Origin of the sequence: Rhizobium leguminosarum bv. viciae, assembly GCF_012276115.1 — a bacterium.
GTDB classification, from domain to species: domain Bacteria; phylum Pseudomonadota; class Alphaproteobacteria; order Rhizobiales; family Rhizobiaceae; genus Rhizobium; species Rhizobium leguminosarum_T.
The window spans coordinates 25,959-42,481 of the sequence record NZ_WIEU01000002.1; the positions used below are offsets into that span (position 1 = coordinate 25,959).

The 16,523-nt window shown below is 61.9% G+C and carries 16 protein-coding genes and 1 riboswitch; of the genes, 12 read left to right on the forward strand and 4 right to left on the reverse strand.

Annotated features, from left to right (window positions below):
* Positions 1-6: 6 nt before the first annotated feature.
* Genes GFM02_RS03385 through GFM02_RS03400 form a run of 4 tightly spaced genes read right to left on the reverse strand, consistent with a single transcriptional unit; the run spans position 7 to position 3,442 of the window.
* A complete protein-coding gene (locus tag GFM02_RS03385) occupies positions 7-561 on the reverse strand; it encodes a hypothetical protein (protein WP_168320808.1) in 555 nt (184 codons plus the stop codon).
* A gap of 44 nt (positions 562-605) precedes the next feature.
* The gene (locus GFM02_RS03390) at positions 606-1,073 is read right to left on the reverse strand and encodes a hypothetical protein (RefSeq protein ID WP_168320809.1); all 468 of its coding nucleotides are present in this window, start codon (positions 1,071-1,073) and stop codon (positions 606-608) included.
* An 11-nt stretch (positions 1,074-1,084) separates the two neighbouring features.
* The gene (locus GFM02_RS03395) at positions 1,085-2,806 is read right to left on the reverse strand and encodes a ShlB/FhaC/HecB family hemolysin secretion/activation protein (protein ID WP_168320810.1); all 1,722 of its coding nucleotides are present in this window, start codon (positions 2,804-2,806) and stop codon (positions 1,085-1,087) included.
* Between the two features lie 12 nt (positions 2,807-2,818).
* Positions 2,819-3,442 (reverse strand): invasion associated locus B family protein, encoded by a 624-nt coding sequence (locus GFM02_RS03400; protein ID WP_168320811.1) that lies wholly within the window; start codon positions 3,440-3,442, stop codon positions 2,819-2,821.
* A 480-nt stretch (positions 3,443-3,922) separates the two neighbouring features.
* On the opposite strand from GFM02_RS03400, the gene GFM02_RS03405 reads away from it, so the two are divergent.
* From GFM02_RS03405 to GFM02_RS03460, 12 genes are all read left to right on the forward strand, one after another.
* A complete protein-coding gene (locus GFM02_RS03405) occupies positions 3,923-5,629 on the forward strand; it encodes a S8 family peptidase (RefSeq protein WP_168320812.1) in 1,707 nt (568 codons plus the stop codon).
* A 12-nt stretch (positions 5,630-5,641) separates the two neighbouring features.
* On the forward strand, positions 5,642-6,967 hold the full coding sequence (locus tag GFM02_RS03410) for a hypothetical protein (RefSeq protein ID WP_168320813.1): 1,326 nt from the start codon (positions 5,642-5,644) through the stop codon (positions 6,965-6,967).
* A 98-nt stretch (positions 6,968-7,065) separates the two neighbouring features.
* A riboswitch (TPP riboswitch) is annotated at positions 7,066-7,162 on the forward strand.
* Positions 7,163-7,205: 43 nt separating this feature from the next.
* The gene (thiM, locus tag GFM02_RS03415; RefSeq protein ID WP_168320814.1) at positions 7,206-8,009 is read left to right on the forward strand and encodes a hydroxyethylthiazole kinase; all 804 of its coding nucleotides are present in this window, start codon (positions 7,206-7,208) and stop codon (positions 8,007-8,009) included.
* Positions 8,006-8,641, forward strand: a complete 636-nt coding sequence (gene thiE, locus GFM02_RS03420) for a thiamine phosphate synthase (RefSeq protein WP_131640542.1) — start codon at positions 8,006-8,008, stop codon at positions 8,639-8,641. The genes thiM and thiE overlap by 4 nt, the downstream gene beginning before the upstream one ends.
* On the forward strand, positions 8,638-9,447 hold the full coding sequence (gene thiD, locus GFM02_RS03425; RefSeq protein ID WP_168320815.1) for a bifunctional hydroxymethylpyrimidine kinase/phosphomethylpyrimidine kinase: 810 nt from the start codon (positions 8,638-8,640) through the stop codon (positions 9,445-9,447). Before thiE ends, thiD begins: the two co-directional genes overlap by 4 nt.
* Positions 9,448-9,665: 218 nt before the next feature.
* Entirely contained in the window at positions 9,666-10,145 is a 480-nt protein-coding gene (locus tag GFM02_RS03430) for a GNAT family N-acetyltransferase (protein ID WP_168320816.1), read from the forward strand.
* Between the two features lie 24 nt (positions 10,146-10,169).
* Complete coding sequence (locus GFM02_RS03435; RefSeq protein ID WP_168320817.1) at positions 10,170-11,192, forward strand: glycoside hydrolase family 3 protein; 1,023 nt, start codon at positions 10,170-10,172, stop codon at positions 11,190-11,192.
* Between the two features lie 43 nt (positions 11,193-11,235).
* Complete coding sequence (locus GFM02_RS03440; RefSeq protein ID WP_168320818.1) at positions 11,236-12,882, forward strand: ABC transporter substrate-binding protein; 1,647 nt, start codon at positions 11,236-11,238, stop codon at positions 12,880-12,882.
* A gap of 55 nt (positions 12,883-12,937) precedes the next feature.
* Positions 12,938-13,915: an ABC transporter permease gene (locus GFM02_RS03445; RefSeq protein WP_168320819.1), complete on the forward strand. Its 978-nt coding sequence runs from the start codon at positions 12,938-12,940 to the stop codon at positions 13,913-13,915.
* Position 13,916: 1 nt separating this feature from the next.
* Positions 13,917-14,795, forward strand: a complete 879-nt coding sequence (locus GFM02_RS03450; protein WP_033183630.1) for an ABC transporter permease — start codon at positions 13,917-13,919, stop codon at positions 14,793-14,795.
* Positions 14,792-15,595 carry an ATP-binding cassette domain-containing protein gene (locus tag GFM02_RS03455; RefSeq protein ID WP_168320820.1) on the forward strand — a complete coding sequence of 268 codons (804 nt, stop codon included), beginning with the start codon at positions 14,792-14,794 and terminating at the stop codon, positions 15,593-15,595. Before GFM02_RS03450 ends, GFM02_RS03455 begins: the two co-directional genes overlap by 4 nt.
* Positions 15,592-16,491: an ABC transporter ATP-binding protein gene (locus GFM02_RS03460; protein ID WP_168320821.1), complete on the forward strand. Its 900-nt coding sequence runs from the start codon at positions 15,592-15,594 to the stop codon at positions 16,489-16,491. The genes GFM02_RS03455 and GFM02_RS03460 overlap by 4 nt, the downstream gene beginning before the upstream one ends.
* The last annotated feature ends 32 nt before the right edge of the window (positions 16,492-16,523 follow it).

Genomic DNA, 16,523 nt, shown 5'->3' on the forward strand with positions numbered 1-16,523 from the left:
GCGGTACTATTTCTGGGTGAGCCAGGTTTTCACGTTGCGGGTGAAAGACTTGGACAGGCGCTGTGCCATAACATCAGGGGCGCCGGACGTTGTCGCCGCGTTGACAGCAACGGCGATGATCACGCCGTAGCCGCTTCCCCGCATGGAGAGGTCTTCGCCGTGGATGTTTTGCGCTTCGGCGATCAATTGCCCGGTCTTGGCATCCTCCAGACGGACGGTTCCGTCGATCATGCTGTCATGACCGCCGATAATCCGAGCCTGCTTGGTGGTGACGTCGAACACATGCAGCGTCACGACCAGCCTGCCCCGGTTAGGGCCGCCCGGCACGCCGATCAGTTCCTTCGTCATCGCAGCTTGAAGGGTGTGAACCGCCTCCGACAGTTGCTGCTCAGGTTTGTCGCCAAAACCGAATGTCTTGACGTCGGGAGCTAGCTCGATCCGGATCTCACGCACGGATGTTCGCTGAAGAGCGGCGATCAGCCGGGGGTCTGTCCTCGTGGTGACGCAGGACGCCAGGGTCGCTGCCAGAAAGAGAAGGGCTAGAAAACGCACGATACGCATACGCAACTCCAGGATTCGCGATAATATTCAAATGCTTGTTAGATTCAGTTTCGGTTGTCCGATGACGATGCAGACTTGGGCTTGGCGTCGAGATGTTTGTAGAGCTCGGTCAACTGGGACTTCGGCGCCGGGCACCCTTTCGACTTGGCAATGCTCGTCAGGACATTATTTCTGTTGCGCAATGCATCGATCTCGACTTTCTCAGGCGATTTCGGATCCATGAAAAACAGCGCCGGCAAAAACAGAAGGACGCCGGTCGCGCCGAGGACGATGTTCTTGCCTTGCGCGTCGCTCCGTTCCTTCACCGTCGAGGAGATCTGCCGTTCGTTCGCCTCGAATTCCCGCGCGATGCCGGCGCAGTCGAAGGCGCTGTCGGTCGGGTTGGTCGAAGCGACCGGCCGCACCTCCCGGCCGGCGCAGCCGGCAAGCGAGATGGAGACGGCAAGGATCAGCGCCGTCGATCTTGAAAAGGTTTGAGCGGGTTTATTCGTCGAGATACTGCCGGTGGTCATTTTTGCTTCCGTTACCAATGAGTGGATGCGCTGAAATAAAAGAGCCCGCCGTCGACGTGGTCGAGGCTGCTTGCAACGATGTCGGAATAGCCGAGGTCGGCGCTGATGTTGCCGCCGACGGTGCGGATACCGGCCGTCCAGCTGGCGAGATCGCCGCCCGTCATGTCGAAGCGTTTTTGCGAATAGACGTGGCCGTAGTCCAGGCCGAGATAGGGGCGCAGTTCACCGAGGACCTTCGCGACTGCGTCGCCGCTTTCGTTGGATTTCGTTCGCCAGACGATCTCGTTGTGGCTGAACATGCCATTATTGCCGAAGAGCACGCTTTCGCGCGTGCCGCGGACATTGCTGTAGCTGCCAAGCGAGATCTGTTCCGCACCGAGCAGATTGTCGGGGGAATATTGACCGCTGATGAGTGAGGTCAGCTCGAACTGCCGGTCGGCCAGCTTGAACGGCTGTGTCACGCTGATCGTGGCGTTGAATTTCGCAAATCGCGGATCGGCGTTGCCGGCGCCGGGATCCCCTGGTTCCACGGCATCGAAGAGACCGAGCCCCTTGTCATAGCTGGCGTCGAACACCCAGATGCCGCCGAACATGCGGCGGGAATGGGAAATGCCGATCTCGCCGACCGTATACCGGCGGCTGCCGACCTCGATCAGGTTGCCGAGCAGGAAGTTGTTCGTCTGCTTGTAGGTCAGGCTGCTGCGGACGGTGGTGATTGAATCCTTGTCGCGCAAGACGACGCGATCGATGCCAAGGCCCGCCTGCCCCGAATTGCCCGAGGTCTCGAGGGTGCTGAAGTTGCCTTCGACCGCACTTTCATACTGGTACCAGGAGCCGTTCAGCGAGACAGTGGAGTACCCGTAGGGCACGCTGACGCTGCCGGAATAGCTGTTGCCATATCCCCGTCCGTCATTGCTCCAGGGATAGTCCGGACCGCTATGCTCGTATGAAAAGTTCCACTGATCGTTGATATCGATGAGATCGTCGAAGGTCAGCGATGCCGAGCTCCTGGAAAAACCGGTGCTTTCCTGCCCCATATTGTTGTTGCCGAAGGCGACATGCCAGGGCCGGCCCGGGCGGTTTTCGATATTCAGGATCGACGTTCCGTCCTTGGGGCCGGGCAGCATGGCGGATTTGGCGTCGTTGGCCTGCAGCCGGTTCATCTGGTCGAGCCCTTGCTCGATATCGCGGATATTGACGACCCGGCCGATCAGGCCCGGAAAGGCTGTTGCCAGCGAACCGCTGCCGGCGACTTTCTGACCATTGAGATAGATGTCCGAAAGTGTGCCTTCGACGACGAGCAGGCGGAGGATCCTGGTCTGGCGGATATCCTGCTGCGGCACGTAGGCCCGTGAAGTCACATAGCCATGATCGATATAGAGGTGCGTGACATCCCTGAGGACCGCATTGATCTCGGCGAGACCGACGCATCGGTTGCCGTAAGGTGCTGTCACCTTGCCGATATCCTGCGCCGACAGCAGGGTTGCCCCATCGATCTCGACGCGCATAATGTCGAAACAGGCGCCATTTCCGGGACCCGCAGGCAAAAACCCGTTTTCCCTATCCGCGCTGCCGCCCGGCGTGGCACGGCGAAGCGCATCCAGCCGCTGCGACTGCGTCTGCTCTTCCTGGCGGCGGTTAAAATCGTCGGCCGGCGATTGTGCATAAGCGGAGACGGCACCCACTACGAGGACGGCGCCGGCGACCAGGAAGGATCGAATGTCTGTCGTCATTTTGAAATTCGGCTACTTCACGGCAGTGGGCTGGAGTTCGTCGAGGGCCGGTTTCAGCCCTTTCAGCGAGAAACGGATATTGACGTCCTGGCCGTTCATCAGCCGCACCAGCCCTTCGGCGGTCGAGCCCTTCTTCAGCGCCGCCGCCGTCTTCGCATCCAGCGCCTGCTGCGCCCAGCATCCGGACTGGTTGCAATTGCGATAATCGAGTTTGGCGACCGCTTTGCCGTCGGCCTTGATCGACAGGCCGGAGGGCAGGAAGACGTTGAGCGGCAGAAGGGCCGTCAGCATCAGCCGCGGCTTGCCCTTGCCGCCCTTGCCCCGAGACGGGGCTGGGGAAGCTGCGATTGCCAGCGTCAGGATATTGACGGGTTTGCCGTCTTTGGTGACTTGCGCAACCTGTGCGACTTCGCAGGCCTCGGTGCCCGCCGAACCCGTGCAGCGATAATACCAGTCATCGAATTTCTGCGATTTCATGGCCGGCGCCGGTTGAGCTGGCGCCTGCACCTGCTCCAGTCCTTGCTCGGCTTGAACAGCCGATTGCGAAAAAGCCGGGTTGGCACAAGCGATGAATATCAAAACGGAGGCGATAGTCCGGAAGCCGCCCGTCATGCCGATTCTCAAAAATTTCCTCATTTAAAATGCAACTTCAGGAAGATTTTATTCACGTGTAGAGCCATATCGCTACAATCTATCATTTCGTCAACCTGAGCGTGTCAGCACGGTAAAGTTTCCGTTAGATATTTACTTCGCGTTCCGGGAGATTAAGTCTTGCGCTCGGCCGAGACGCGCCCCCAACGAATTGGCCAACCGATTTCAACGTTCGAATAAACCGCTTGGCGAGAGCCATGAGACGATGCGCAACTTACGCGAAGCTGGCCATGTGCCCGCTTGCATTGAAAATGCCGCAGATGAACGGATAGGATGAATAGTTTTATTGCTTCAGGGAACGTAGGGAAGTCTTGCGAAGATCAGCCTTATTCCTTCGAAGAAGAGAGCCTCTCCAATATCTGTACCTTTCCCAATGCTCCTCACAAATACAGAGATGTATTTTAGAAATTCATTGCACCCACGGTTGCTGCTGTTATTCTTCTGGGAAAACGAGAGGACAGCCGCATGGCGAAACGGCAACGGCCGAGGCAGCCCGGGACAGAGCCCGAGGACAGCATTCGGGAAAACCTGGTCAAGACGCGAATCGGCGGCGATCTCTCGTCCGTCATGAAAGGCGATCCGGACCGCCACAAGAAGGTCGCCAAGGGCCCAGAGAGCTTCGATGTCGTCATCGAATTCAACCGTGATTTTCCAGGCGGCGTGACGGCGGCGCGGCAGCTCCTGTTCGAGGCCTACCTGTTGCATCTCGACAGGATCGGCGCGACGGATGAAAGCAACAATCTGCGGCGTTTCGGCATGTCGGCGCCACTCGGCATGCCTGCGTTCCCCGAAGAGATAAAGTTCGAGCTCTCCCAGATGTTTTCGAATGGCAGCAGGATTGCCGCCAAATCGCTCTGGACCGACAGCTACGCCTTCGCGACCCTGACCCGGGAAGCCATCGGCCAGCTTTCGACCTGGGTGATGCCCCGGAAAGATGACGACGAAAAGATCGAGGGCGACGGCAAGAAGACCAAGGGCAAAGCCGAGCCGAGTGGCAGCAAGCGAAAGGATATTCCGCTTGTCTACAAGATCTGGCACGACCATGAGATCTATCGCTGCGTCTATGAATCCGTCAGGACGATCAAAGGCGACGCGGCGCAGGCCTCATTCGCGGCCAGCGGAAAAGGCGTCGTCTGGGCTGTGGCCGATACCGGCATCGACAAGACCCATCCGCATTTCTCGAAGTTGAAGACGCTCGAACTGCCCAATGGCCTCAATCACTGGGACTTTACCTCAGACAATCCCGATCCGGCATCGGCATCGAAGGCCGCTCTGATCGACGTCGCCGGTCATGGAACCCACGTCGCCGGCATCATCGCCGGCCGCACGTCCCTATCGGAAGACCCGAAGACGGAGGGAATAGCGAAAATCTCGGTCACCTCTGAAATCCGCAACGAGGACGATACAAAGTCGCTGGTGACCGACGAGCATAAGGGCGTGATCTCCGGCATGGCGCCGCAGTGCAAGCTGATGAGCCTGAAGGTGCTCGTCAACGACAAGCAGGGCAAACTCAGCAACCTGCTGGCCGCGATCAACTATATCCAACGTTTGAATGATTATGGGCGCAACATCAAGATTCATGGGCTCAACCTCAGCCTCGGCTATCCCTTCAACCCGGTATGGTTCGCAGCCGGACAAAGCCCACTCTGTGTCGAGGTCAACAGGCTCGTCCGCTCGGGCGTCTGCGTAGTCGTTGCCGCCGGCAATGCCGGCTATGGCACGGTAATGCAATTCTCCGGCACGCCGGAACGCGCAGTCCATGACGGCACGATCATGGATCCAGGCAACGCGGCGCTCGCCATCACCGTCGGCTCGACGCATCGCGACATGCCGCATACCTACGGCGTCTCCTATTTCTCCTCGAAGGGACCGACGGCTGATGGGCGGATGAAGCCCGATCTCGTTGCCCCCGGCGAGCGCATCGTCTCGTGCGCGCTCTATAACGGCGCCAACACAGGCGAGGCGCCGTTTCGCGAGGACACCGGCACGAGCATGGCGGCACCGCATGTTTCCGGCGCGATCGCCGCCTTCCTGTCGGTCCGGCGTGAATTTCTCGGCCAACCGGAACGCGTCAAGGAAATCTTCGTCGGCGCTGCGACTGACCTCAAGCGGCGGCCGGAGTTTCAGGGCGCCGGCCTGCTTGATCTGATGCGAACGCTACAGGCTGTGTAAGGAGGAGGACATATGGACACGCTTGGACCCTCGCCATTCCTATGGCTCGAATTCGACAAGACTGGCGCGATCGATCCCGCGACGACGACAAGTCTCGCGGCGTTGCTCAACCAGCCCGGAACGACCGATCTGGTGGTCATGTCACATGGCTGGAAGAATACCAAGGACGATGCCCGCAAGCTCTACGGAACGCTGTGGGCGAACGCCCGCAAGAAGCTTGCGCCCGACAAGGCGAGCCACACCGTCGTCGCCGGAGTCGTCTGGCCCGCCAAGGCCTATCGCACAGATTTCGACACACAAACCCTGGTGACCGGAGGCGGCGGTGCTCAGGCGGCAGGCGGGACACCGGCACCCGTCAAGGATCTCGCCGAGGAGGATTTCAAAGACGTGCTGGCCGATTTCGAGGATCTCTTCGGGCCGGACGGCACTGCCACGGCCGAAAAGGCGCGGGCGGCAGCCGAGACGCTCGATGAAACGACATCGCTTTTCCTCGTCAGAAGAGGCAATGAGGCGATCGGCGCTCCTCGATCCGATACGGAACTCAAGGCAGATGCCGAGCCGATTGCGCTCGCAACGGAGGATGCCAATAGCGCAAAGGTGCTGATGGAAGGCCTCGTCCCGCCGCCGACTTTCAATCTTGAGAGCTCCGTCGGCGAGGCGCAGGGACTTGGGGATTTCGTCTCGGGCGTGATCTCCGGCCCGAGAGCGGCGGTGGCGCGGTTCCTGAACCAGCTGACCTATTACGAAATGAAGAAACGCGCCGGCATCGTCGGCGAGGCTTTGACGAAAAACGTGCTATCGAAGCTCGTGCTGCAGCAGCCGGTCCGCCTGCATCTCGTCGGCCACAGCTTCGGCGCCCGGCTGGTCGCGGCAGCAGCCAACGGGCTCGCCCCGGTCCCGAAGCTGGAATTCTTCTCGCTCACCCTGCTGCAGGGGGCCTTCTCGCACAATGGCTTCGCCAAGGAGATCAAGCCGGGCCTTGCCGGCGCCTTTCCCGACGTCGTGGGCAAACCGACCGGCCCGATCTGCATCACCCACACCCACAACGATCTCGCCTGCACGCTCGCCTATGCGCTGGCGTCGCGCCTGTCGCGCGATATCGCCAAGAGCATCGGCGATGCCAATGACGAGTTCGGGGCGATGGGGGCGAACGGTCCGCAGCACCTGAAGGCGGGACAGGCCGTCGAGGACGATACGGATGCCGTGTTCACGCCGCAGGCCGGCAAGGTCAACACCTTCCTGGCGGACAAGTACATCATCAAGACGGCGGCGTCGGATGCCCATAACAATGTCGCCAACGAGGATGTCGGACGGCTGCTGGCAAAGATCGTCGGCTGATCGCCCTTCATAAGGCGCCCGTCGTCATCGTGTCGCACGGGTCGTAGAACTCTCTTTTTCGGGGTGACAGTCGCCCCGTTCTCTGCGAAAAAGAGCGCGATGAGAGACAGGGGCGCCCGTCGACAGACGGGCTGAGAAGCACCCTTCGAACCTGAACCGGATAATGCCGGCGGAGGGAGTCGCTCGGGGCATCGCCATACGGGCCGCCCCGTGCCTGCCCCCGCCTGAAAGGGGCCATATGCAGACCAGGACCACACCAGGAGCGATGCTGAAGGCGATGCGCGAAAAGCCGCCGCTCGTTCAGTGCATCACCAATTACGTCGCCATGAATATCGCCGCGAATGTCCTGCTTGCATCGGGCGCCTCGCCCGCCATGGTGCATGCCGCCGAAGAAGCCGGCGAATTCGCCGGGATCGCCAGTGCGCTGACAATCAATATCGGCACCCTGTCGACGCAATGGATTGACGGCATGCAGGCGGCGGCGAAGGCGGCGACATCAGCCGACAAACCCTGGGTGCTCGATCCGGTCGCGCATTACGCGACGGCCTTCCGCCGCAATGCGGTTGCCGAACTGCTCGTCCTGCGACCGACCATCATCCGCGGCAACGCGTCCGAGATCATCGCGCTTGCCGGCGGAGAAAGCCGCGGCCAGGGGGTCGACAGTCGCGATCCGGTCGAGCAGGCGGAAGGTTCGGCGCGATGGCTCGCTGAGCGTCAGCGGGCGGTGGTTGCCGTCACCGGTGCCGTGGATTTCGTTACCGACGGCGAGCGGGCGGTGCGCATCGAAGGCGGATCGGCCTTGATGCCTCAGGTCACAGCACTCGGCTGCTCGCTGACCTGCCTCGTCGGCGCCTTTGCCGCGACGGCGCCAGAGGATATCTTCGGCGCGACGGTTGCAGCACTTGCAACCTTCGCCATCGCCGGCGAGGAGGCCGCCCTTGGGGCCGCCGGGCCTGGCTCCTTCTCCTGGCGTTTTCTCGATGCGCTGGCCGCGCTCGACGCCGAAACGCTTGACGCCAGGGCAAGGATTTCGGCCGCATGAAGGATTTCGACCTTTCGCTCTATCTCGTCCTCGACCCCGATCTCTGCGCGGGGATCGGCATGGTCGAGACCGCGCGCCTTGCCGTTGCCGGCGGCGCGACCATGGTGCAGCTGCGCGACAAACATGCCGGCACCATCAGGATGATCCAGACCGGCCGCGCCTTGAAACAGGCGCTGGATGGGACCGGCGCCCTCCTCATCGTCAACGATGACGTCGAGGCGGCAATCGCCATCGGCGCCGACGGCCTGCATATCGGCCAGGAGGACATGGATGCGATGAGAGCGCGGGCGATGGTCGGCCCTGAGATGATCCTTGGCCTGTCGGTCGAGAGCGAGGCGCTTGCTAACGCAGTCGATCCCGATCTCGTCGATTACACCGGCGTCGGACCGGTGTTTGCGACACCGACCAAGGCCGATCACAAGCAGCCGATCGGCTTTGACGGACTTGCAAGGCTGGTAAAGGCCTCGCCGGTGCCGTCGGTCGCGATCGGCGGGCTCAAGGCGGATCATGTCGCCCAAGTGTTCGCCGCAGGCGCCATGGGGCTTGCCGTCGTCTCCGCCATCTGCGGCACGCCCGACCCCGAAGCGGCCACGCGCCGCATCGCTGCAGAAATTCGAAAGGTCCGCGCATGATCCGCAACGTTCTCTCCATCGCCGGTTCCGATCCCTCCGGCGGCGCCGGCATCCAGGCCGATCTCAAGGCCTTTTCCGCCCGCGGCGTCTACGGCATGGCGGTGCTGACCGCACTGACGGCGCAGAATACGCAAGGCGTCAGCGGCGTGCATCTGGTGCCGCCGCAATTCGTCGCCGACCAGATCAATGCCGTCTTTGCCGACGTCCGCGTCGACGCCGTCAAGATCGGCATGATCGCCAATGCCGGCATCGCCGACGCCGTTGCCGGTGCGCTGTCTGACCACCGCGACATTCCGATCGTTATCGATCCGGTCATGATCGCCAAGGGTGGAGCCGCCCTGCTTGCGCCTGAAGCGGTCGACGTGATCACCCGCCGGCTGCTGCCGCTTGCCACACTGCTGACCCCGAACCTGCCCGAAGCCGCCGCCCTGCTGCACCAGCCGGTGGCGACAAACCGCGCTGACATGGCGGCGCAGGCCGAGCGCCTGCGCGCGGTTGGCCCGGCCGCGGTGCTGGTCAAGGGCGGCCATCTCGACGGCGACGAGAGCCCTGACGTGCTTGCCACCGCTGCCGGACTGCACTGGTTCGAAGCTAGGCGCGTGCCGACCAAGAACACCCACGGCACCGGCTGCACGCTCTCTAGCGCGCTGGCGGCCGAGCTCGCCAAGGGCGCCTCGGCGCGGGAGGCCGTCGCCATCGCCAAGGATTACCTCGCCGGCGCGGTCGCGGCTGCCGGACGCCTCACCGTCGGCTCCGGCCACGGCCCGGTGCAGCATTTTCATGCGCTTTGGAAAGACGGCGAATAGGCGCTCGCTCAACCAACATGCCGCCAATCGAAACGGCCCGGCCCTTCCCGGGCCTTTTTTGCGTTCGGCACCTACCTTGCGTTGAAACTGCAGGACAGCGGCAGGTCGTGCCTTTGGCCGTTTGAAAAACCTTGTTGACAAGCCCGGCGAGATGGCCAAGTCTATGACACTAAAAGGGGATATGTTCCGCAATAACGGAATAATTGGAGGTGTGACAGGTGCCAGACCTGCTTGTGCGCTTATATTCCATTAAGCTCGCCGACCTGAAACGCAAAGCCGATGATGTCGGCGTCTCCATCCGTCCGGCCCTCGCCCCGGAACTGCATCTCGTCGTCAGCTGGGTTCGCGAACGGTTCAGCGAGAACTGGGCGAGCGAAGTCGCGGTCGCCTTTTCCCGCCAGCCCGTTGCCTGCCTGATCGCCGTTGAAGGCGGCAAGCTGCTCGGCTTTGCCTGCTACGACACGACGGCGCGCGGCTTCTTCGGCCCGACCGGCGTCGGCCCAGACGTCCGCGGCAAGGGCATCGGGCTCGCCCTCTTTTCCGCCTGCCTTCAGACCATGAAGACGCTCGGTCACGCCTATGCCTTCATCGGCGATGCCGGGCCGGTCGATTTCTACGCCAGGACCGCAGGCGCAATCGTCATCCCCGCCCCCGATAAGGGCATCTACGAAGGCATGCTGAGAAGCACGCCGAAATGACCAGCTGATCCCGGAGCACCAGAATTGTCCTCGACCCCGCTCGCCCTTTTCGTCGGCCTTCCGAATCCCACTATTTCGGATGATGAATTCGCCCTTTTTCGCGAAACCAATCCGCTCGGCCTCTTCGTCGGCCGGCGCAATCAGCGCGAGCCGGAGCAGACGAAGCGGCTGATCGAGCGCTTCCGCGAAGCGGTCGGCCGCGATGACGCGCCTGTCTTCACCGACCAGGAAGGCGGCCGCGTTCAGCATCTCGATGCCGGTCCCTGGCCGCTCTTCCGCAGCTTCGGCCAGTTCGCCGAACTTGCGCGCCGCGATTTCGATCTCGGCAAAAAAGCACTGCGCCTTTCCTCCCAGGCCATGGGCGCGATGATGACGGAACTTGGCCTTTCCAGCGGATGCTCGCCCGTTCTCGATCTCGTCTTCGAGACGACGAGCGCGGTCATCGGCGCCCGCTCCTTTGGCCCTGATCCCGATTTCATCGCTGCCCTCGGCCGCGAGGTGGTCGATGGCCTGCTCGAGACCGGCAACATGCCTGTTATCAAGCACATACCCGGCCATGGCCGTGCGACGCTCGACTCCCACAAGGAGCGTCCGGTGGTCAATGCCAGCCGCGAGACGCTTACCGCCACCGATTTCAAGCCCTTCGTCGCGCTGAAGGATACGCCCTGGGCGATGGTCGCCCATGTCGTCTACTCGGCCTACGACGCGGAGCTGCCGGCGTCTGTCTCGCCGATCATGCACGACGTGATCCGCAACGACATGGGCTATGACGGCGTGCTGATTTCCGACTGCATCTTCATGCAGTCGCTATCCGGCACCATGCCGGAACGCGTCAAACAGGTGCTCGACGCAGGCTTCGATATCGCGCTCCACAGCCACGGCGACATTCCGGAAAGCGAAGCCGCCGCCAAGGCCGCCCGTCCGCTGACGGAAGCCGCCCTCAAGCGCATCGCCGCCGGCAAGGCCCGCCTCGGCAATCTCAAGATCGATGTCCGCGCCGCCCATGCTGATGTCGAAGACATGTTTGCAAGCGCGCTGGTCTCCTGAACGCCGCGCCATCTCTCACCGCATAAGAAAAGGGGAATAAAATATGAAGAAATATTTTCTTGCAGCCGCAGCACTCACGCTGCTTTCCGGATCCGCCATGGCGCAAACGGTGCTGACGGCGAATATCGAACCGGCAACGACCTGGGTTCGCAACTTCAACCCGTTCAACCAGACCTCGGCGCGCCAGTCGACGCTCGATTTCATCTACGAGCCGTTGGTCGTCTTCAACCGCTTCGACAGCAACAAGCCGGTCTATCGCCTGGCCGAAAGCTTCAAGCTCTCCGATGATCTGAAGAGCATCGAATTCAAGCTGCGCCCGAACTTGAAATGGTCCGACGGCAAGCCGCTGACCGCAGCCGACGTCAAGTTCACCTATGATTACCTGAAGAAGTTCCCGGCGCTCGACTTCGTCAGCATCTGGACCTTCGTCACCGACGTGCAGGCGGTCGACGGCCAGACGGTGCGCTTCACGCTCGCCAATCCGAGCTCGCTTGCTGCCGAGCAGATCTCGCAGCTGCCGATCGTCCCGGAACATGTCTGGAAGGACGTCGCCGATCCCGTGACTTTCGCCAACGAGACCCCTGTTGGTAGCGGCCCGCTAACGGAGGTCCCGCGCTTCACCGGTCAGACCTATGACCAGTGCCGCAACCCGCACTATTGGGACAACGCTCATCTGAAGGTCGATTGCATGCGCTTCCCGCAGCTTGCCGACAACAACCAGATCCTGACGGCAACGGCCGACGGCACGCTCGACTGGGGCGTCTCCTTTATTCCCGATATCGACAATGTCTATGTTTCCAAGGATCCGGCGCACTTCCATTACTGGTATTCGCCAAGCAGCATGGTCGCCTTTCTGTTCAACTTGGAAACGGCAAACGAGAACAACAAGAAGGCCTTCAACGACCTGAAATTCCGCCGTGCGGTCAGCATGGCGCTCGACCGCAAGACGATGATCGACGTCGCCGGCTATGGCTATCCGACGCTGAACGAAGACCCCGGCCTGATGGGCGAGCTTTACAAGAGCTGGGCGGACCCATCCATCAAGGCCGACTTCGGCAAGTTCGCAACCTATGACGCCGATGCAGCCAAGGCCCTGCTCGACGAGGCAGGCTACAAGGACAAGGACGGCGACGGCTTCCGCGACAATCCCGACGGCAGTAAGATCTCCTTCTCCATCATTGTCCCGAATTCCTGGACGGACTGGGTCGATACAGTCAACATCACCGTGGAAGGCATCCAGGCTGTCGGCATCGACGCCAAGATCGAAACGCCGGAGGAAGCCGTCTGGACCGGCAACCTCATCAACGGCACCTTCGATGCGGCGATCAACAGCTTGCCGGCATCGGCTTCGCCCTATTACCCCTACAAGCGCGCCTTCAGCGCCTCGGACAAGGGCAAGACCCGCTTCACCGCGCAGCGCTGGTTCAATCCGGAGGTCGAAAAACTCGTCACCGAGTTCACTCATACCGCCGATCTTGCCAAGCAGAGGGACGCGATGAACAAGGCGCAGCGGATCGTCGCCGAAAATATGCCAATGATTCCGGTGTTCAACAATCCGAACTGGTATCAATACAACACCAAGCGCTTCAGCGGCTGGTCGACCAAGGAAACCCCCTTCGTCAATCCGTCGATCTCGCGGACCAACCCGGCACGCCTGCTGAACCTGCTAGCCCTCGAGCCGGTCAAGTAAGCATCGCTATCCTCGGGAGCGACGTAAACCGCCGCTCCGTCACGACGGAGTCCCCATGGCTTTTCTGCTTCGCCGCCTCGTCTTCTACATGGCAGCCTTCATCGCGGCAGCGACGATCAATTTCTTCCTGCCGCGTCTGATGCCGGGCGATCCGGTGCAGATCATGTTCTCGAGCGCCGGCACCGAATTGCCGCCGGAAAGCCTGCAGGCGCTGAAGCTCACCTTCGGCTTCGTCGACGGTCCGCTCTGGCAACAATACCTCACCTATCTCGGCAGCATCTTCACCGGCGATCTCGGCCGCTCGATCAAATATTTCCCGCTGCCGGTCACTTCGGTGCTCGGCCATGCGCTCGTCTGGACCGTCGGCCTGATGGGCACGGCGACGATCGTCAGCTTCGCGCTCGGCACCTTTCTCGGCATCGTCGCCGCCTGGCGCCGTGGCAGCACGTTCGATGTCGTCGTCTCCGTCGGCGCGATCTTCGCCACCTCGGTACCGGCCGTCGTCACCTCGCTGATCGTGCTCTTCATCTTCGGCTTCACGCTCGGCTGGTTTCCGAACGGTTATGCCGCCGACCCATCGCTCGATCCGGCCTTCAGCCTGCGCTATATCGGCAGCCTCGCCTATCACGGCATCCTCCCGATGGTGACGCTCTGCACCGTGCTGATCGGCGGCTTCACCGTCACCATGCGCAACAACATGATCAATCTGCTCGGCGAGGACTATATCGTCATGGCCCGCGCCAAGGGCCTTTCGGATCGGCATGTGATGATCTGGTACGCGGCGCGCAACGCCCTGCTGCCAACTGTCTCCAGCCTTGCCATCGCCATCGGCACCATCCTCGGCGGCTCGCTGGTGACGGAGGTCGTCTATAACTATCCCGGCCTCGGCAACATTCTCTACCAGGCGATCCTCGCCCGCGATTACCCCGTCATCCAGGGCCAGTTGCTCATCATGACCGCGACCATGCTGATCGCCAATTTCGTTGTCGACGTCAGCTATGTGCTGCTCGATCCCAGGCTGAAGGGAGCGTGAGATGAAGACCCTGCTTCGAAACCGCAAGGCGCTCGTCGGCCTCGTCATCATCGCCTTCATCGTCCTCGTCGCGATCGCAGCGCCTCTCCTGACGCAGTACGATCCAGCCGCCCGCACCGGGCGGCCGCACCAGCCGCCGTCGCTCGACCATATCCTCGGCACGACCCGCATCGGCCAGGATGTCTTCGCCCGGCTGATCTATGGCGCCCGTACGTCGCTTGCCGTCGGCTTCGGCGCCGGCCTGCTGATCACCCTCGTCGGCACCGCGCTCGGCATCATCTCCGGCTATCGCGGCGGCAAGACCGACGAGATCATCAGCTTCTTCACCAACATGGTGCTGGTCGTTCCGAACCTGCCGCTGCTGCTCGTGCTTGCCGCCTTCATCGGCCAGGCAAGCCCCCTCGTCATCGCCCTTATCCTCGGCGCCACCTCCTGGGCCTGGGGCGCACGCGTCACTCGCGCCGAAACGCTCTCCGTCAAGCAGAAGGATTTCGTCAAATCGGCCGAAATGATGGGCGAGCCGCAATGGCGTATCATGACATTCGAGATCTTCCCCAACGTGATATCTATCGTCGGTATCAATTTCATCGGCAGCGTCATCTTCGCGATCATCACCGAGGCGACACTGGAATTTCTCGGCCTCGGCGATCCGAGAGCGATCTCCTGGGGCACGATGCTCTACAATGCACAGAAGGCCTCGGCCCTTTCGGTCGGCGCCTGGTGGGACATTCTCACCCCCTGCTTCGCGCTCGCCTTCCTCGGCATCGGCATGTCATTGCTGAACTTCGCCGTCGACGAGATCGCCAATCCGCGGTTGCGCACCGGCAATCATCTGAAGCGCTGGTCCCTGCTCGTTCGAACAGGGGAGGGCCGCCTGTGACGCAGCCGCTGCTCTCGGTGAGGAACCTCACCATCGACTATATCGGCGAGGAGAAGGATTTTCGCGCCGTCGACGATGTCAGCTTCGATGTCGCGCCCGGCGAGGTCTTCGGCCTTGCCGGCGAATCCGGCTGCGGCAAGAGCACCATCGCTTTTGCCATCAGCCGCCTGCACAAGCCGCCGGCGCTGATCCGCAAGGAGAGCCGCATCCTGCTCGACGGGCGCGACGTGCTCAGCCTCGACCGGCAGGCGCTCAGTGCGTTCCGCTGGCGCGAGGTCGCCATGGTCTTCCAGAGCGCCATGAACTCGCTGAACCCGGTGCTGCGCATCGAGACGCAATTCTACGACATGCTGCGCACCCACAAGGGGATGAGCCGTGCTGCAGCCCGCGAGCGCACCGCCGAGATGCTGACGCTCGTCGATATCGCGCCGGATCGCATGCGCGACTATCCACACCAGTTTTCCGGCGGCATGCGCCAGCGCATCGTTATCGCCGTATGCATGGCGCTCGATCCGAAGCTCGTCGTCATGGACGAACCGACGACGGCGCTCGATGTCGTCGTCCAGCGCGAGATCCTGCAGCGCATCAACGAATTGCGCCGCAGCTTTGGCTTTTCCGTGCTGTTCATCACCCATGATCTCGGCCTGATGGTGCAGTTCTGCGACCGCATCGGCATCATGCTATCAGGTCAACTGGTGGAGCAGAACACGGCCGAGGCGATCTACAGAACACCCAAGCATGACTACACGAAAAAGCTCTGGGCCTCCTTCCCCTCGCTGCATGGAGGAGTGCTGCTATGACAGACGCCATTCTCGCGCTCGACCAGGTGACCAAGACTTTCGGTCACGGTTCCGGGGCCGTGCATGCGGCGCGCGCCATCTCGTTTTCGTTGCATGCGGGGCGGGCACTGGCGCTGGTCGGTGAATCCGGCAGCGGCAAGACCACCTGCGCACGCATGGCGATGCGCGAATATCTGCCGACATCCGGCCGGATTCTCTACAAGGGCCGGCCTGTCGAGGCGGCGAAATCCGCCGAGATCGCCCGTTACCGCCGTTCGGTGCAGATGATCTTCCAGGACCCCTTCGCCTCGCTCAACCCTGCCCATACCATCGCCCATCATCTCCGGCGGCCACTCAAACTGCACCGCCCGGAGATCAAGGGGGCCGAGATCGACGCCGCGATCCGCGAACTGCTGCAGCGCGTCAGGCTCGATCCCGATCTCGTCGCGCCGAAATATCCGCATGAGCTCTCCGGCGGGCAGCGCCAGCGTGTCAACATCGCTCGCGCCTTGGCCGTCAAGCCGGAGGTGATCGTCGCCGACGAACCGACCTCGATGCTCGACGTCTCGGTGCGCCTCGGCGTGCTGAACCTGCTGAACGAGATGAAGCAGGAGATGAATCTCGGTCTGCTCTACATCACCCATGACATCGCCACCGCCCGTTATATCGCCGAGGACATCGCCGTGATGTATGCCGGCCAGATCGTCGAATGGGGCAGCGTCGCCAAGGTGATCGACAATCCGCTGCATCCCTATACCCGTCTGCTGCTCTCGGCCGTGCCCGATCCCGAGGTCCGGTTCGACGACCCGAAGGCCCGGCTGAGGCCCGACGAGGTGGAGGACATCCGCCGCCGTTCGGCCGTGCCGCGGGACGACATCGTCGAATTCGAGCAGGATCATTTCATGCGGATGATCTGAAGCCGGCTTGCTGGCCTCATCTAGCGCCCTAT

What these genes read in the sequence shown, in the direction of transcription:
- GFM02_RS03385 (WP_168320808.1), bottom strand. Translation starts at nt 561, where the DNA reads ATGCGTATCGTGCGTTTTCTAGCCCTTCTCTTTCTGGCAGCGACCCTG.
- GFM02_RS03390 (WP_168320809.1), bottom strand. Translation starts at nt 1,073, where the DNA reads ATGACCACCGGCAGTATCTCGACGAATAAACCCGCTCAAACCTTTTCA.
- GFM02_RS03395 (WP_168320810.1), bottom strand. Translation starts at nt 2,806, where the DNA reads ATGACGACAGACATTCGATCCTTCCTGGTCGCCGGCGCCGTCCTCGTA.
- GFM02_RS03400 (WP_168320811.1), bottom strand. Translation starts at nt 3,442, where the DNA reads ATGAGGAAATTTTTGAGAATCGGCATGACGGGCGGCTTCCGGACTATC.
- GFM02_RS03405 (WP_168320812.1), top strand. Translation starts at nt 3,923, where the DNA reads ATGGCGAAACGGCAACGGCCGAGGCAGCCCGGGACAGAGCCCGAGGAC.
- GFM02_RS03410 (WP_168320813.1), top strand. Translation starts at nt 5,642, where the DNA reads ATGGACACGCTTGGACCCTCGCCATTCCTATGGCTCGAATTCGACAAG.
- thiM (WP_168320814.1), top strand. Translation starts at nt 7,206, where the DNA reads ATGCAGACCAGGACCACACCAGGAGCGATGCTGAAGGCGATGCGCGAA.
- thiE (WP_131640542.1), top strand. Translation starts at nt 8,006, where the DNA reads ATGAAGGATTTCGACCTTTCGCTCTATCTCGTCCTCGACCCCGATCTC.
- thiD (WP_168320815.1), top strand. Translation starts at nt 8,638, where the DNA reads ATGATCCGCAACGTTCTCTCCATCGCCGGTTCCGATCCCTCCGGCGGC.
- GFM02_RS03440 (WP_168320818.1), top strand. Translation starts at nt 11,236, where the DNA reads ATGAAGAAATATTTTCTTGCAGCCGCAGCACTCACGCTGCTTTCCGGA.
- GFM02_RS03445 (WP_168320819.1), top strand. Translation starts at nt 12,938, where the DNA reads ATGGCTTTTCTGCTTCGCCGCCTCGTCTTCTACATGGCAGCCTTCATC.
- GFM02_RS03450 (WP_033183630.1), top strand. Translation starts at nt 13,917, where the DNA reads ATGAAGACCCTGCTTCGAAACCGCAAGGCGCTCGTCGGCCTCGTCATC.
- GFM02_RS03460 (WP_168320821.1), top strand. Translation starts at nt 15,592, where the DNA reads ATGACAGACGCCATTCTCGCGCTCGACCAGGTGACCAAGACTTTCGGT.